At 71.2% G+C, this 15,771-nt stretch carries 16 protein-coding genes; 5 read left to right on the forward strand and 11 right to left on the reverse strand.

The window, feature by feature from the left end; genetic code table 11:
* Positions 1–8 precede the first annotated feature (8 nt).
* From AXK60_RS02955 to AXK60_RS02970, 4 genes are read right to left on the reverse strand one after another with little or no spacing between them, the layout of a single operon-like run.
* On the reverse strand, positions 9–1,016 hold the full coding sequence (locus tag AXK60_RS02955) for a transporter substrate-binding domain-containing protein (RefSeq protein ID WP_068569458.1): 1,008 nt from the start codon (positions 1,014–1,016) through the stop codon (positions 9–11).
* Positions 1,013–1,804 (reverse strand): amino acid ABC transporter ATP-binding protein, encoded by a 792-nt coding sequence (locus tag AXK60_RS02960; RefSeq protein WP_068569459.1) that lies wholly within the window; start codon positions 1,802–1,804, stop codon positions 1,013–1,015. The genes AXK60_RS02955 and AXK60_RS02960 overlap by 4 nt, the downstream gene beginning before the upstream one ends.
* Positions 1,801–2,715: an amino acid ABC transporter permease gene (locus AXK60_RS02965; protein WP_068569460.1), complete on the reverse strand. Its 915-nt coding sequence runs from the start codon at positions 2,713–2,715 to the stop codon at positions 1,801–1,803. The genes AXK60_RS02960 and AXK60_RS02965 overlap by 4 nt, the downstream gene beginning before the upstream one ends.
* Entirely contained in the window at positions 2,712–3,425 is a 714-nt protein-coding gene (locus AXK60_RS02970) for a GNAT family N-acetyltransferase (RefSeq protein ID WP_068569461.1), read from the reverse strand. The genes AXK60_RS02965 and AXK60_RS02970 overlap by 4 nt, the downstream gene beginning before the upstream one ends.
* Before the next feature lie 87 nt (positions 3,426–3,512).
* Between AXK60_RS02970 and trpB the strand changes: the two genes are divergently transcribed.
* The 5 genes from trpB (at position 3,513) to AXK60_RS02995 (ending at position 9,601) form a co-directional block, all read left to right on the forward strand.
* Complete coding sequence (gene trpB / locus AXK60_RS02975; protein ID WP_068569462.1) at positions 3,513–4,832, forward strand: tryptophan synthase subunit beta; 1,320 nt, start codon at positions 3,513–3,515, stop codon at positions 4,830–4,832.
* A complete protein-coding gene (trpA, locus tag AXK60_RS02980) occupies positions 4,829–5,611 on the forward strand; it encodes a tryptophan synthase subunit alpha (RefSeq protein ID WP_068569463.1) in 783 nt (260 codons plus the stop codon). Before trpB ends, trpA begins: the two co-directional genes overlap by 4 nt.
* A gap of 181 nt (positions 5,612–5,792) precedes the next feature.
* On the forward strand, positions 5,793–6,791 hold the full coding sequence (locus tag AXK60_RS02985; RefSeq protein ID WP_068569464.1) for a GGDEF domain-containing protein: 999 nt from the start codon (positions 5,793–5,795) through the stop codon (positions 6,789–6,791).
* Between the two features lie 26 nt (positions 6,792–6,817).
* Positions 6,818–7,909 (forward strand): GGDEF domain-containing protein, encoded by a 1,092-nt coding sequence (locus tag AXK60_RS02990; protein ID WP_068569465.1) that lies wholly within the window; start codon positions 6,818–6,820, stop codon positions 7,907–7,909.
* A 63-nt stretch (positions 7,910–7,972) separates the two neighbouring features.
* A complete protein-coding gene (locus AXK60_RS02995; protein ID WP_068569466.1) occupies positions 7,973–9,601 on the forward strand; it encodes an ABC-F family ATP-binding cassette domain-containing protein in 1,629 nt (542 codons plus the stop codon).
* 12 nt (positions 9,602–9,613) lie between these two features.
* Here AXK60_RS02995 and AXK60_RS03000 read toward each other — a convergent pair whose 3' ends face one another.
* From AXK60_RS03000 to AXK60_RS03035, 7 genes are all read right to left on the reverse strand, one after another.
* The gene (locus AXK60_RS03000) at positions 9,614–10,330 is read right to left on the reverse strand and encodes a VIT1/CCC1 transporter family protein (RefSeq protein WP_082777753.1); all 717 of its coding nucleotides are present in this window, start codon (positions 10,328–10,330) and stop codon (positions 9,614–9,616) included.
* A gap of 25 nt (positions 10,331–10,355) precedes the next feature.
* Positions 10,356–11,150, reverse strand: a complete 795-nt coding sequence (locus AXK60_RS03005; RefSeq protein ID WP_068569467.1) for an SDR family NAD(P)-dependent oxidoreductase — start codon at positions 11,148–11,150, stop codon at positions 10,356–10,358.
* Positions 11,151–11,175: 25 nt separating this feature from the next.
* Positions 11,176–11,769, reverse strand: a complete 594-nt coding sequence (locus tag AXK60_RS03010; RefSeq protein WP_068569468.1) for a class F sortase — start codon at positions 11,767–11,769, stop codon at positions 11,176–11,178.
* Positions 11,769–12,986, reverse strand: coding sequence for a prealbumin-like fold domain-containing protein (locus AXK60_RS03015; protein WP_139057715.1), 1,218 nt, complete (start codon positions 12,984–12,986; stop codon positions 11,769–11,771). The genes AXK60_RS03010 and AXK60_RS03015 overlap by 1 nt, the downstream gene beginning before the upstream one ends.
* Before the next feature lie 95 nt (positions 12,987–13,081).
* On the reverse strand, positions 13,082–14,308 hold the full coding sequence (locus AXK60_RS03025) for a glycosyltransferase (RefSeq protein ID WP_068569471.1): 1,227 nt from the start codon (positions 14,306–14,308) through the stop codon (positions 13,082–13,084).
* Positions 14,308–14,931, reverse strand: a complete 624-nt coding sequence (locus AXK60_RS03030) for a TetR/AcrR family transcriptional regulator (RefSeq protein WP_068569472.1) — start codon at positions 14,929–14,931, stop codon at positions 14,308–14,310. Before AXK60_RS03030 ends, AXK60_RS03025 begins: the two co-directional genes overlap by 1 nt.
* Positions 14,932–14,963: 32 nt before the next feature.
* Positions 14,964–15,737 carry a PIG-L deacetylase family protein gene (locus tag AXK60_RS03035; protein ID WP_068569473.1) on the reverse strand — a complete coding sequence of 258 codons (774 nt, stop codon included), beginning with the start codon at positions 15,735–15,737 and terminating at the stop codon, positions 14,964–14,966.
* Positions 15,738–15,771: the final 34 nt, after the last annotated feature.

Consider the following 15,771-nt stretch of genomic DNA (forward strand, 5'->3'; position numbering starts at 1 on the left):
TCGGGGCCTCACTTGTCGGTGATCGGCAGCCCCGGCGGGTTGATCTCCGAAGCGGGCACGGCCTCGGCCTCAAGGCCCCAGCGCTGCAGCACCTTCGCGTAGTCGCCGCTGCGGATCGTCGATTCCAGCGCCGCCTGCACCGCACGGATGATCCCGCTGTCCTTGCGAGTGGTCGCGCCGATCAGGCCCTGCAGCGTGGAACCCGCGCCCGATACCCGGCCGACGATCTTCGTGGCGTTCGGCGTGCCCCTGGTCTGCGCCACATGGAACGCCGATATCGGGTTCGGGCCGAAGTAGGCGTCGATCTGGCCGGATGCGAGCGCGGCGTAGACGCCGGTGTTGTCCTGGTAGTTCTTGATGGTGATCCCCGGCTTCCCGGCGGCGCGCAGGTCGGTGTCGTAGCGCTGCAGGATCCGCTCCTGGTTGGTACCCGATCCGACAGCCACCGTCTTCCCGGAGAAGGAGTTCCCGTCGGTGAACGTGAAGGTCGACGAATCCTGGACCTCGACGGCGAGATCGTCCTTGCGATAGGTGGCGAAGTCGTACTTCTGCTTGCGCGCCTCCGTGACGGTGACGTTCGAGACGCCCAGGTCGAACTGACCGCTGTCGATGCCCAGGAAGAGACCCTCCCACGAGGTGTTGGACTCCTCGAGCTTCAGGCCCAACGCGCCCGCGATGAGGTGGGCGATGTCCGACTCGTCGCCGATGAACACGCGCTCGTCGTCGGTCGCGGGGAAGTAGAACGGCGCATTGCCCGCACCTGATCCGTGAGCCACGCGGAGGGTCCCGCGGTCGCGGATCGCCTGGGGGAGTAGCGAGGCCGCGGCTTCGTTCTTCGCCGGGACGATGCGGTTCTGCTTGCTGGTGAGGTTGAGCTGTTGGCCCGCGGCACCGGTCACGCTCGCGGTCGTCGACTCCGTGGTCGCTCCGCCGCAGCCCGCGAGCACCGAGCCTGTGAGGGCGATCGCCGCGACGAGCGCGGGGAGTCTGTGTCGGGTCGTCGTTCGGGTGGTCATGCGGTCTCCTTGGCGGTCCAGTGGGCGAGAAAGGTGCGGGTGCGGTCGGTGGCGGGACGATCGAGTACGGCCGATGGCGAACCGACCGCGACCACGCGGCCACGGTCGAGGAAGACGATCCGGTCGGAGATGCGGCGGGCGAAAGCCAGCTCATGGGTGACCACGACCAGGGTCCGGCCCTCGGCGGCGAGCTCCGCGATCACGGCGTTCACCTCGCCGACGAGCTCGGGGTCGAGGGCGGAGGTCGGCTCGTCGAACAGGATGAGGTCCGGGTCGAGCGCGAGGGCGCGAGCGATCGCGACGCGCTGCTGCTGGCCGCCGGAGAGCTGCCCGGGGTAGTGGCCGGCGTGCCCGCCGAGGCCGACGCGGTCCAGCAGCTCGCGCGCACGGCCGTCCGCCTCGGAGCGGTTCCGCCCCAGTGTCAGACGTTGGGGGCGCGCGACGTTCTCGGCCGCCGTGAGGTGGGGGAACAGGTTGAACTGCTGGAAGACGAAGCCGATCCGCGCGCGCTGGCGCCGCAGTTCGCGTTCGCGCAGGGCGACGAGGTGATCGCCGCGTCGACGGACGCCGACGAGCTCGCCGTCGACGCGGACGACGCCCGAGTTCGGTTCCTCCAGATGGTTGAGCAGCCGGAGTAGCGTCGACTTCCCGGAGCCCGACGGTCCGATGATCGAGACCACTTCGCCGGGTGCGACGGTCAGATCGACGCCGCGCAGCACGTCGTCGTGCCCGAAGCGCTTGGTGAGTCCCACGGCCTCGAGGCGCGGACGCGGATCGATGGCGGTCATGCGGCGTTCTCCTTCGTCGAACTCGTCGAGGCCCCGTAGCCCCGCGCGAGACGCTTCTCGAGGTAGTGCTGGCCGATCGACAGCACCGTGGTCAGCAGCGCGTACCAGGCGACGGCCACGAGCAGCAGCGGGATGATCCGGCCGTTGCGGCCGTAGATCACCTGGACCTGGTAGAACAGGTCCGGTAGCGCCAGGATGAAGACGGCCGTCGTGCCCTTGAGCAGGCCGATCACCTCGTTGGCGGCGGGCGGGACGATCGTCCGCAACGCCTGGGGGAGCGTGATCCGCAGCAGGTGCGCGGCCGGCGGGATGCCGAGGGCGCGGGCGGCGTCGTGCTGGCCGTCCGCGACGCCGAGGATCCCGGCGCGCACGATCTCGGAGCCGTACGCGGCCTGATGCAGGACGATGCCGATGACGGCCGCGGTGTACGGCGAGAGCAGGTCCTTGGTCGGCGCGTCGACGAACGTGGGGCCGAACGGGATTCCCAGTCCGATCGTCGGATAGAGCGCGCCGAGGTAGCCCCAGAACAGGATCTGCACGATGAGCGGGATCGAGCGGAACAGCCAGATGAACGCGAAGCCGAACGCCGTGAGGACGCGGTTGCCGGACAGGCGGGCCAGCGCCAGCACGCCGCCGAACAGGAAGCCGAACACCGCGCCGATCGCGGTGAGCTGCACCGTGAACCAGAGGGCCTCCAGGATCGTCGGGCTGAACAGGTAGGCGCCGAACGTGGGCCAGTCGAAGCGCGGGTTGGTCACGGCGGAGACGGCCAGTTGCGCGAACAGCACGACGGCGACCGCGACTGCGAGCCAGCGGCCCCACTGCGCGCGGTGACGTACGGGCAGCGCGGCGAGTTCGGCGAGCTCGGGGTCGGTGGTGATCGCGTGCGGCCGGGTGAGGGCGAGGGTCATGACGCTCCGGAGGGTTCGGTGGCGGGCGGATGGACGAGGAGCAGAGGGATCGCGGCGCGTAGTTCGAAGCCGAGCCCTTCGTAGAGCGCGCGGGCGCTGGTGTTCTCGGCGGAGGTGTGCAGGAACGGGGTGTCGCCCCGCTGCCGGATGTGGTGACCGACCGCGCGGACGAGACGGGTCGCGAGGCCCCGGCCGCGGTGCGCGGGGTCCGTGCAGACCGCGCTGATCTCGGTCCACCCGGGCGGGTGGAGGCGCTCCCCGGCCGCGGCGATCAACCTGCCGCGTTCGTCGCGCAGTCCCAGGTAGAGCCCCAGTTCGACGGTGCGCCGTTCGAACGGACCGGGACGCGTGCGGGCGACGAGATCGAGGATCTCGTCGGCGTTCCGCGGACCGAGCACCTCGGCGTCGTCGTCCGGAGCGGTGGCGAGGGCGGCACCGTCGTACTGGACCAACGGGACCTCGCCGACCACCCGCCACCCCGCGGGGAGCGGCTCCCGCACGCCGCGCAGGGACAGCGGGATGCCGGGCACGGCGAGCCGGGCCAGGGCGTCGAACTCCTCGGGGTTCGGCCGGACCGGATGCCCGACGAACCGCGCGACGTCCGGCCGGTAGCGGACCACGGCACCGTCACCGAGGCGGAAGCGGGCGTGCGCGCCGCGGAGGGAGGCCCGGACGGGATCGTCGAGGACGTGGCCGAGAGTGGTGGTCATGCCCGGAAACATTCGTCGGGCAGAGGGATTCGCGGAATGTTTGGCGTCGCCGTGATTCCACTTTGACGGGATGGGGATAATCGTCGTGTGAGCCTCCCAGAAGCGAGTACCGGACTGTCCCAGCGATCGGCCTATGAGCCGGACGGGACCGGTCATTGGGGCGCCTGGGGAGGTCGGCACGTGCCCGAGGCGCTGATGGCCGTGATCGAGGAGGTCACCGCCGAGTTCGAGAAGATCCGCAGCGACGACGGCTTCCTCGACGAGCTGGACCGCCTCCAGCGCCAGTACACCGGCCGTCCGTCACCGCTGTACCCGTGCGTGCGCCTGAACGAGCACGCGGGCGGCGCACAGCTGTACCTCAAGCGCGAGGATCTCAATCACACCGGCAGCCACAAGATCAACAACGTGCTCGGACAGGTGCTGCTGGCCAAGCGCATGGGCAAGCCGCGGGTGATCGCGGAGACCGGTGCGGGCCAGCACGGCGTCGCGACCGCGACCGCCTGCGCGCTGCTCGGGATCGAGTGCGTCGTCTACATGGGCAAGGTCGACACGGACCGCCAGGCGCTCAACGTCGCGCGGATGCGGCTGCTCGGCGCCGAGGTGATCGCCGTCGCGTCCGGTTCCGCATCGCTCAAGGACGCGATCAACGAAGCGCTGCGCGACTGGGTGAGCAACGCCGACACGACGTACTACTGCTTCGGCACCGCGGCGGGCCCGCACCCGTTCCCGCTCATGGTTCGCGACCTGCAGCGCATCGTCGGCATGGAGGCGCGCGCGCAGGTGCTCGACGCGGCGGGGCGCCTGCCGGATGCCGTGGTCGCCTGCGTGGGCGGCGGGTCGAACGCGATCGGCATCTTCCACCCGTTCATCGGCGACGCGGGGGTGCGGCTCGTCGGCTGCGAGGCCGCCGGCGACGGGGTCGAGACCGGCCGCCACGCCGCGACCTTCACCGGCGGCAGCCCCGGCGCCTTCCAGGGCGCGTATTCGTACCTGCTGCAGGACGAGGACGGCCAGACCATCGAGTCGCACTCGATCTCGGCCGGGCTGGACTACCCGGGCGTCGGCCCGGAGCACGCGCAACTCAAGGAGGACGGCCGCGCGGAGTACGTCCCGATCACCGACACTCAGGCGATGGACGCGTTCGCGCTGCTGTGCCGCACCGAGGGGATCATCCCCGCGATCGAGTCGGCGCACGCCGTCGCGGGCGCGCTCGAACTGGGGCGCGAGCTCGGCCCGGGCGCGGTGATCGTGGTCAACCTCTCCGGCCGTGGCGATAAGGACGTCGATACCGCCGGGAAGTGGTTCGGACTGCTCGACGAGCAGGGAGATGTCGTCGGCCAGAAGGTGATCGGCGCGGAACTGAACACGGAGCTGCGCAACGCGGAGTTCGAGGGGGAGAACAAGTGAGTGCACTGGCACCGGTCTTCGAGCAGTGCCGCGCGGAGAACCGCGCAGCACTGGTGACCTACCTGCCCTGCGGGTACCCGTCCAAGCAGGGCGGCATCGACACCGTGGTCGCGATGGCGGAGTCCGGCGCCGACATCGTCGAGCTGGGCGTCGCCTACAGCGATCCCGTGATGGACGGCCCCGTCATCCAGCGCGCCGCCGACGACGCCTTGCGCGGCGGCATCCGGGTGCGCGACATCTTCGCCTACGCGGAGGCGGTCGCCGGCGCGGGCGCCGCGCCGGTCGTGATGGCGTACTGGAACCCCGTGCTCAAGTACGGCGTCGAGGCCTTCGCCCGCGACCTCGCCGCGGCGGGTGGTAGGGGCCTGATCACGCCGAACCTCATCCCCGAGGAGGCCGAGGAGTGGATCGCGGCGGCCGATCGGTACGGGCTCGACAAGATCTTCCTGGTCGCGCCGTCGTCGACCCCCGAGCGGCTCGCGATGACGGCCGACGCGTCGTCGGGGTTCCTGTACGTCGCCTCGACGATGGGCGTCACCGGTGCGCGGGACGCCGTCGACAATGTCGCGCCCGAGCTCGTGGCTCGGGTGCGTGCGGTGTCGGACATCCCGGTAGGCGTGGGCCTCGGCGTGCGTTCGCGCGAGCAGGCCGCCGAGATCGCCTCGTACGCGGACGCGGTCATCGTCGGCTCCGCTCTGGTGAGCGCTGCGGGCGAGTCGTTGGACGCGGTGCGGACCCTCACCGCGGAACTGGCCGAAGGGGTGCGAGCTGGCCGCTGATTCCACCGAGCCGGACAAGGCCGCGTCGCAACGACGCCGCGGCCGTGGGCCCCGTCGTGCCGCCCATCGGGTCTGGCGAGCGCTGACCTACAAGCGCGGGTGGAAGGAAGCCGGGCGCAAGGAGTTCGCGTTCGCGACGCAGGCCATCGTCTGGCAGCGCAGCCAGAACGCGTTCCGTCTGGTGATCGCCGGGCTGGCGATCTCGATGCTGCCGATGGGCCTCGTGATGCAGTTCAATCCCGTCGGGCCGCACGGCGTCCTGGCGCGGACTCTGCACCTGGGGTCGAACGTCGCGGCCGTGGCGCTGGGCGTCTGGTGGCTGTTGCGCCCGTGGCCGACGGCGCGCGGGGCCATCTGGTTCCTCGTCCTCTCGGATCTGGCCTTCGGCGTCGCGCTGACCGTGCTCAGCGCCCCGGAGGCCCGTATCTGCGGGACGATCCACCTCGCCATGCTCGGCATGTACGCCGCATTCCTCCTGGGCTGGCGCATCCTGGTGCTGCACTGCGGGTACACGCTGCTGCTCATCGCCGGATACACGCAGTACGCGATCTGGTTCGAGGGCCGCACGCTGATGGACCTGTACATCTTCACGACTCCTGCGATCGCTACGGTCGTCGGCCTGCCCGTCGTCATCCAGGTGATCGTGGAGATGGGGCGTCGCAGTATGACCCGGGTCGTGGCCGAGTGGCACATCGACGAGCTGACCGGTGGCTTCAACCGACGCGGGATGAAGCTGGCCGTCATGCGTTCCGTCACGCGGGCCGCGGCGCTGGGCGTGTACGTCGTCGGCATGATCGACCTCGACGGCTTCAAGAAGTACAACGACACTCACGGCCACTTCGCCGGCGATGAACTGCTGCGGGAGGTCGCTCGGACCTTGCAGAGTCTCGGCGACGACGTGCTGGTGGCGCGCAACGGCGGCGACGAGTTCGGCGTCTTCGCGATCCGGCGCACGCACGCCGACGCGCGGCGCCTGGTCGAGGACCTGCGGGCACTGATCGCCGTCCGCGGAGACCCCTCGACGGGGCTCGTGGCCAGTGCCGGAGCGATCATCGCCGCCGCGGGGGTCAACGATCCCCTCGACGACCTCGCCACCACCGCCGATGCGGCGCTGTACGAGGCCAAGCGGTCGACGGCGACCTCCGTGGTCGTCCACGACCTGACCCCGGCAGCGCGGTGAACGCAGGGGCGGTACTGAGGTCGACGGTGCACCGCCTCGCCGACCGTGAGGCGTGGCGGCGGGCGGGCACCGCGGAGTACGCCTCGGCGTCGTCGTGGCTCAAGGTCCAGGGCGGAGGTCTCGCGCTCCGGGTCGCCGTCGGCGGGCTCGCGCTGATGATGGTTCCGCTGTGCATCGGCGTCCTCTTCTCAGACGCACGGCCGAGCACGCCGATCGCGATGGCCGTGTTCGTCGTGAGCTCCAGCGGCAGCGCAGTGCTCGGCGTGTGGTGGCTCCGACTTCGTCGTCCGTCTGCACGCGATGCGATCCGATTCGTCGCGGTCGCGGACGTGTGCCTGTTCGCGGGCTGCCTGGCGCAGTCGGGTGCCGCCCGCATCAGCGGCACCACGTACCTGGGCATGCTGGCGATGCTCACGGCGTTCCTTCTCGGCTGGCGGATCCTGCTGCTGCACTGCATGTTGTCCGTCGTCGCTGTCGTGGCCACCACCGTGACGACGATGGTGGTCGACGGGGCCACCCTCGGCGAGCTCTACGCCACGCTCGCTCCCGCTGTGGCCATCGTCTTCGCCTTGCCGATGATGGTCCAGTTCGTGGTGGAGTCCGGTCGGCGCGGCATCGGCGTGGTCGTCACCGAACGGAACCGTGATCCGCTGACCGGCGTCTACAACCGGTTCGGGCTTCAGGCCGCACTCCGGGTGCTCGCCCGGAGGGAGCACGGCGCCGCGTTCGTGGCGATGGTGGACCTCGACGGGTTCAAGCAGTACAACGACCGGCACGGTCACCTGGCCGGCGATCAACGGCTCGTGGAGGTCGGGCGCACGCTGCGTGGCGGCCTGCCCGGAGCGCTCGTCGCCAGGATGGGCGGCGACGAGTTCCTCGTCGTGGCGGTGCGTCCCTCCCGGGCGGAGACCACGGCCCTCGTCGACCGCTTGCGGGGTCTCCTCGCCGACGGTGCGCCGCCCGCGATCGTGGGTAGCGCGGGCGTGGTGGTGCGCGGGCCGCTCGCCGCGGACGAGCTCGCCCGGGTGGTCGCCGAGGCGGACCGGGCGCTCTACGCGGCGAAGGGCGATCGGTCGGTGCGGCTCGTCGTGCGTCAGCAGAGCGGCGAGGAGGAGTGAGCGCCGTCACCGCAGGGAATCGGAGGTGAGAATCGGACCCTCGGACCGGTAAGCTGGACCGTTGTGATTACCGCGACCGATCTCGAAGTGCGCGCCGGCGTCCGCACCCTGCTGACCGCACCCGGCGACCAGTTGCGCGTGCAGGCGGGCGACCGGATCGGCCTCGTCGGCCGCAACGGCGCCGGCAAGACCACCACGATGCGCATCCTCGCCGGGGAGGGCGAGCCCTACGCCGGCAAGATCATCTCGTCCGGCGACGTGGGCTACCTGCCGCAGGACCCCCGCGAGGGCGACCTCGACGTGCTGGCCAAGGACCGGGTGCTCTCGGCCCGCGGCCTCGATCAGATCGTCGCGCAGATGGCGAAGCAGCAGGTCCGGATGGCCGAACTCGTCGGCGACGAGCTCGACACCGCGGTGCGCAAGTACGGCAACCTCGAGGAGCGCTTCTCCTCGCTGGGCGGTTACGCCGCCGAGTCCGAGGCCGCGCGGATCTGCAACAGCCTGGCCCTGCCGGACCGGGTGCTCGAGCAGCCGCTGCGAACGCTCTCGGGCGGCCAGCGCCGCCGCGTGGAGCTGGCGCGCATCCTGTTCGCCGCGTCCGACGGGTCGGGTGGGAAATCGGACACCACGCTGCTCCTCGACGAGCCCACCAACCACCTCGACGCCGACTCCATCGGCTGGCTGCGCACCTTCCTGCAGAACCACGACGGCGGACTCATCGTGATCAGCCACGACGTGGACCTGCTCGCCGACGTCGTGAACCGCGTCTGGTTCCTCGACGCCGTGCGCGGCGAGGCGGATGTCTACAACATGGGCTGGAAGAAGTACATCGACGCCCGCGCCACCGACGAGCAGCGCCGTCGTCGCGAGCGCGCCAACGCCGAGAAGAAGGCCGGCGCGCTCCGCGTGCAGGCCGCGAAGATGGGCGCCAAGGCGACCAAGGCCGTGGCTGCGCAGAACATGCTGCGCCGTGCCGAGCGGATGATGAGCGAGCTCGACGACGTGCGCGTCGAGGACAAGACGGCGCGGATCAAGTTCCCCGCGCCGGCGCCCTGCAGCAAGACCCCGCTCATGGTCAAGAACCTCACCAAGACCTACGGGTCGCTGGAGATCTTCACCGGCGTCGACTTCGCCATCGACAAGGGCTCGCGCGTGGTGGTCCTCGGGCTCAACGGCGCGGGCAAGACAACGCTGCTCAAGCTGCTCGCGGGCGTCGAGACGCCCGATACGGGCGGCCTCGAGCCCGGCCGCGGCCTGAAGATCGGCTACTTCGCGCAGGAGCACGACACCCTCGACGACGCGGCGTCCGTGTGGGACAACATCCGGCACGCCTCGCCGGACGCGGGGGAGCAGGATCTGCGGAGCCTGTTGGGCGCGTTCATGTTCACGGGTCCGCAGTTGGAGCAGCCCGCGGGCACGCTCTCCGGCGGTGAGAAGACCCGCCTCGCGCTGGCGGGCCTCGTCTCCTCCGCCGCGAACGTCCTGCTGCTCGACGAGCCGACGAACAACCTGGACCCGGTGAGCCGCGAGCAGGTGCTCGAGGCGCTGCGCTCGTACGAGGGCGCCGTCGTCCTGGTGACGCACGACCCGGGCGCCGCGGAGGCGCTCAATCCCGAGCGTGTCATCCTGCTGCCCGACGGCACCGAGGACCACTGGAACGCCGAATACCAGGAGCTCATCGAGCTGGCGTGATCCCGTTCGAGGTCACAGGAGCAGCGCCCCGACCAGGTAGCTGATCAGCATGGTCGCGGCTCCGACGAGGACGGTGCGCACGATGAGCCGGCGCACCGAGATGTGGCTGCGCCGACCGGCGATCACCGAGGTCAGGACCAACGACGCGATCACGGCGATGGCGATCGCCCACACCTCGACGCCCACCGGCACCGACACCGTCAGCACCAGCGGGACGATCGCGCCGCTGACGTAGGCGAGGGACGAGGACAGCCCTGCCCACGCCGGGTGCCAGGCGGGGATCGGCCGGACGATGCCGTGCTCGTACTCCAGCTGCGCCGCCAGCGCGTCGCGCGCGCTGAGCTGCGCCGCAGCGGCCGCTGCGGTTGCGGGGTCCAGGCCCTTCGTCTCCCAGTAGGCCGCCAGTTCCGCCAGCTCGTCGTCAGGTGCGGCGGCGAGCTGAGCGCGCTCCTCGTCGATGATGTGCGTCTCGGCATCGCGTTCGGCGGCGTCCTCCGCCCACTTCGCGCCCCCGACGGCGAGCGAGCCGGCGATCGTCGCCGCGCAGGCGGCGGTCATCAGCACAGAGTCGCCGGCACCCGCTCCCGCGAAGCCCTCGAGGAGTCCGGCGGTGCCGATGATGCCGTCGTTCGCGTCGACGGCCCAACTCCGGGGCGACGACGTACGGCGCATCCGATACCGTGCCCGCGACCAGGCCGACCGTCGCGGCGCGAGCGGACCGTCGATCATTGCGGTGATGCTACCGGCGGACGGACTACGGAAGGATCGAGTCCACGTAGCCACCGTCGACCCGGACGGCCCCGCCGGTCGTGGCGGAGGCGAGCGGGGAGCTCAGGTAGACCACCATGTTGGCGATCTCCTCCGGCTCGATGAGCCGTTGGATGAGGGACTGCGGGCGGTGCAGGCGCATGAACTCGCGCTGCGCCTCGTCCCACGGCAGGTTCGTGTCCACCAGCTGGTAGACGAAGTCCTCGACGCCGGCGGTGTGCGTGGGCCCGGCGATCACCGAGTTCACCGTCACGCCCGTCCCGGCGGCCGCCTTGGCGAAACCCCGAGAGACACCCAGCAGCGCCGTCTTGGACACGCCGTAGTGGATCATCTCGGCCGGGATGACGATGGCGGAGTCGCTCGCGATGTTGAGTACCCGGCCCCACCCGCGGTCCATCATGTCCGGCAGCACCAGACGCGTGAGGCGCACGGCCGCAAGCACGTTCACGTCGAAGTAGCGGCGCCACTCGTCATCGGAGACCTCGAGCGGATCCTCGGCGCCGAAGACGCCCAGGTTGTTGACCAGGACGTCGACGGGGCCGAGTTCGGAGATCGCGTGCTCGGCCTCGACCTCGACGGTGACGTCCGCGACGACGGGGATCAGATCCGCTCCGGGGACCTGCCGGCCAAGGGCGGTGATGGCCGCCGTGACGCGGCCCTCCGATCGGCCGTTGATCCCCACCCGCGCCCCCGCCTGTGCGAGTCCCGCGGCGATGGCGAGGCCGATGCCCTGGGTCGATCCGGTCACGAGGGCGGTCCGCCCGCTCAGGTCGATACGCATGCTCTCGACCCTAACCGCGGTCCGGTCAGGCGCGCTCCGCGTAGACGAGATCGTTGTTCTCATAGCCCATCGGCGGGCCGACGAAGTTCCCGCCGCAGGTGACCATGATGAGCGTCTCCGGCCCGTCGAGCCGGTTCAGGTCGTCGGTGGGCAGCACGCCCTTGTTGACCGAGGCGGTGCGGGTGACCCGGTAGGCGATCCGAGCACCGTCCTTGCCGGTGAGCTCCACCCGATCGCCCTGCTTCAGGGTCGAGATCCGCTTGGCGTACCCGGTGCCCTGCCGGGCGTCGTCGACGTGCCCGGTGATCACCACCGATCCGGCGCCTGCGCCCGGGAGCGCCGAGTCGACCCACCAGCCGAGGCGTCTCACGTCGGTCGGTGGGTACAGGGCGCCCTGCGAGTCCGTCGCGACGGCGTCGACCGGCGCGTCAGCGTCACCGACGGTGACCGTGACCGGCGTCGTGGGCTCGCTCGCCGTCGCCGTGACCGGTGGCCGGAGGTCGCTCTGCGCAGACGGATTCGACGACGGTGCGCTCGCCGTCCCGTCGACTGTGCTGCCACACCCGACGAGGGACAGCACCGCCGCGGCGGAGACGACGAGTGCGGCCGCGCGGCGCATCAGAAGGTCCTGCCCGACGGGATCGAGGCGATCGGGACGCGGACGCCGGGGTTGCGGACCACGGGCCCGGCGTCGATCTTCGAGTTCGTCACCCGGACCTGGAACTGCGGGGTCAGGCGCACCTCGAACGCGACTGCAGCGGCATCGCGGACGTAGCCGGCGGGTGCGGCGGTCTCGGTCGCCTTGTAGCAGCCCGACGGAAGCGAGAAGGCTGCGATGCCGTTCGCACCCGTCGTGACCGCGCGGACGGCCTCGTCGCTGCCGCATCGGGAGATCAGGAACGACGCGCCGGCCAACGGGGCGCCGGTGATCCGGTCGGTCTTGACGAGGGTGCCGTTCGTCTCGACCTCGCCGGGCGGGATCGTGACGCCGCAGCGGAATCGGAACGCGAGGCGGTTCACGGCGTTGCCCTCCACCCGGGCGTACGCGTTCGGGCCGACCAGTACGCACGACGACGGCCAGGCAGTGGGCACCACGCTGACGCATCCACGCGGGAACGCGCCGCCGCCGTTGCCGGCGCTGTCGGTGCGGGCGCCGCCCAGCGGACGCCAGGTGTCGCACTCGGCGACCGCGTACTCGGACGCGACGCCGTTCCCGTTCTGGTCCCGGGCGGTGATCGTGAAGCGCACGTTCTTGTTCGGCGGCGGGGTCGTCGAGGTCGGCGGGACGATGCCGCCGCGCTCGAGCACGAACCTGAACTCGGCCCGGCCGGAGTCCGTGGTGATCGTCTGCACGACGGGCGAGAGCAGTCGCCAGTTGGTCGGCGTGTGATCCATCCGGGCGCTGACGCAGGGGCCGGTGACCGTGGTCGCGCCACCGTCGGCGAGCGAGGCCCCCGGGCCGCCCTTACAGCCCTGGACGTGCACCGTCGCGCCCGGCACGCTCGCGCCGCTCGGGTCGACGATGCGCACCGCCCCGACGGTCAGCCGTCCGGGCGGGCCCTGCGGCGGCACCGTCGTCGTGGTCGACGGTGCCTGGGTCGTCGTGGTCGGCACCGTCGAGGTGGCGGGTGTGGTGGTCGCCGGCGTCGTCGTGGTCGGCGCGACCGTGGTCGTCGGCGTGGCGGGTGCCGGCGCCGGGGATGTCGTGGTCGTGGGTGCCGTGGGCGGCGTGGTCGGCTCGGCGCCCGCGACTGCGGGCAGCAGTCCCATCATCGACACCAGCGCGACCGGTAGCACCAGCGCGCGTCGGATTCGGTTCCTGGTCGCGTTTGTCATCGCGTCCTCCTCTTTTCGTTCCCCCATGGCGATGTCGTTCGACACGAGGAAGATCGGGAGGAGGGACGGAATCCGTTAGCCGTGTTACGAGATCGTTATTGCCCCGCGACGGCGCGGACGACCGCCGCGGCTCCGTCCTCGCGGCCGATCGCGCTGCTCAGGACGCCCGCGGCCGTCCGATACCGGGTATCGCCCACCGCGGCACGTATCGCCTCCGCGAGGGAGGAAACCATGACCTTCGTCCGAGCGATCGGCGCGGTGCCGGCCCCGAGCGCGTGCAGCCGCCGGGCCCAGAACGGCTGGTCGCCGCCGGGAGAGGGGAGGGGCACCGTCGGGATACCCGCGCGGAGGGCGGCCGCGGTGGTGCCCGCGCCGCAGGAGTGCGCTACCGCCGCGACTCGGGGGAGGACGTGCTCGTAGGGGACGGTGTCGATGTTCAGGACGCCGTCGCGGTCCGGAACCCGAAGGCCGGCACCACCGGATTGCACGATGCCACGGACACCGGCGACGGCCAGGGCCTCGTCGATGATCGAGGACAGGCGGTCCCGTTCCTGCGCCGGCACCATGAGCGAGCCGAGGCCGACGAGGACGGGTGGCGGACCGTCGGCGAGGAAGGCCTCCAGGTCGGGCGAGGGCGACCAGTTCCGCGGCGTGGGCGACCACCAGCTGCCGACGACCTCGATGCCCGGGCGCCAGTCCGCCGGGCGGGGGAGCACGCTGGGCGACCATCCGCACAGGATCGGCCACTGCGCGTGTGAGCGGTCGTGACGGAGCGCGCGGGCAGACCGCTTCGGCAGGCCGAGGTCGCGGCGCAGCTCGGCGACCACCCCGCCGTACATCCGGTCGACGGTGCCCTCGGCGAACCGTCCGGCGGCCCGGTTGATCGCGCCGCCGGCCGACCACGCGCCGAGCAGGCTGGGCGGGTACTCGCGGGTCGCGGACAGCGGCTGCAGTCGGGCGCCGATGATCGGGATTCCGCGGGCCTCGGCGAGGGCGTGCATCGCCGGTTCGGCGAAGGGCGTGGCGAGCACGACGTCGGCGGAGACATCGGCGACGGCGTCGAGGAGGCCCCGGCTCAGCTGCCGGATCCCTGCGGGTTTGACCAGCTTCAGCGCGTCGGCGAGGGAGGGCTCGCCGTCCGGTTCGCCGAGGTCGAGGGGGATCGGGCGGGCGTCGAGGCCCAGTTCTGCTGTCTCGCCGTCGAGCTCGTGGTTGGTGGTGATCGTGACGGTGTGGCCGGCCTCCTGGAGCCGGAGCCCCACGCCCGCGAGCGGCATCGTGTCGCCGCGGGAGCCGTAGGTGGCGATGAGGATGTGGGCCATCAGTTCTCCTGGTCGGTGCGGGTGGCGCGGGTGAAGGCGTCGACGAGATCGTCGGCGTAAGCGTCGAGGTCGAACCTCGGGTCGGTGAGGGTGGCGAGGATCGCGGAGCCGACGGCGCCGCGGATCGCGGTGGCCATGGAGGCCACGTTCAGTGGCCGGAACTCGCCGGATTCGATGCCGCCCGCGAGGATCACGTCGAGTTCGACCTGAGAGCGGGCGTCGTCGTGGCTCGCGTCGACGGAGACGCCCTGGAGGCGGCCGCCGTCCTTGGTGCGGAAGCCTCCGGCGATCTCCATGAGCGCGAGCTGGTGGTTGCGGTGGGTGCGCATGTACCGCAGGTGCGTGCGGATGTGCGCCTCGAGCTTCGCCGCGGCGGTGGGTGCCGCCTCGACCGCGGGCACCATCTCCGCCAGCAGGGTGGAGTAGAACTCGTGTACCACAGCTGCGATCAGGCTGTCCTTGTCGCCGAAGTGGTACAGCACCACGCTCATCGCCACGCCCGCACGGTCCGCGATCTTGCGCACGGACGCCTTCCCATAGCCGAGCTCGGCGATGGTGTCGATCGCGCACCCGGCGATCTGCGCGCGGCGGGCCTGTTCGGTGAAGGTTTCGGTAGATCGCATGATCGAATCCTAGATCATATGATCTACGACGGCTAGAGGAGTCGGTCGGACCGCTCGGTCGTGCCGGGCTCGATGAAGTGCTCGGTCCGGACCACCGGCGCGATCAGCCAGGCCGGGAGCCTGCGGAGGATGCGCATCAGGCGGGCGACGCGGCCGGGCCCGTTGATCTCGGAGCGGTGTGCGCCGAGCGCGCGCTGCTTCGCGGCGACGAAGGGCCGCACGTCGATCCGGTGCGTGATGTCCGCGGCCGGGGTGAACCAGGTGCGCGCGGCGTCGAGGTCGTGGTCGCGGGTCAGGCGCAGCTGCGTCGTCACCGTGAGGAGGCGGACGGCGGCCTCGCGAGGCACCGTCGCCTCCACCAGGCGCACACCCGACAGCTCCGCGGCGCGGCGCGCGATGCGATGGACGGCGACGTGGTCCCGGTGGCCGTAGCCACCCTGCTCGTCGTAACCGATGAGCAGGTCCGCGCCGAGCTCCCGGGCGATCGCCGCGAGGCGCTCCGCGGGCTCGTCGACGCCCGCCCGGACGAGGCGCACCCGGCCCGGAGGGTCGGGGTGGAGGTCACGACCGTGCCCGCTGTCCGCGTATCCCAGCCAGCGGACCTCGGTGACACCGAGCTCGGTGGCGGCACCATCCAACTCGCGTAGGCGTCGCCGCGGATCGGGCTCGTCGTCGCCCCGCATCATGCCGTCGGTCGCGACGACCAGGACCACCCGATGCCCGCCGGCCGCCAGCTTCGCCAGCGTGCCGCCCATGAAGATCGACTCATCGTCGGGGTGAGCGTTCAGCGCGACGACGGTGCCCATGCCCACCTTTCTACCATCGATTGAACACCGTTAC

It is taken from the genome of Tsukamurella pseudospumae, from assembly GCF_001575195.1.
Lineage (GTDB): Bacteria > Actinomycetota > Actinomycetes > Mycobacteriales > Mycobacteriaceae > Tsukamurella > Tsukamurella pseudospumae.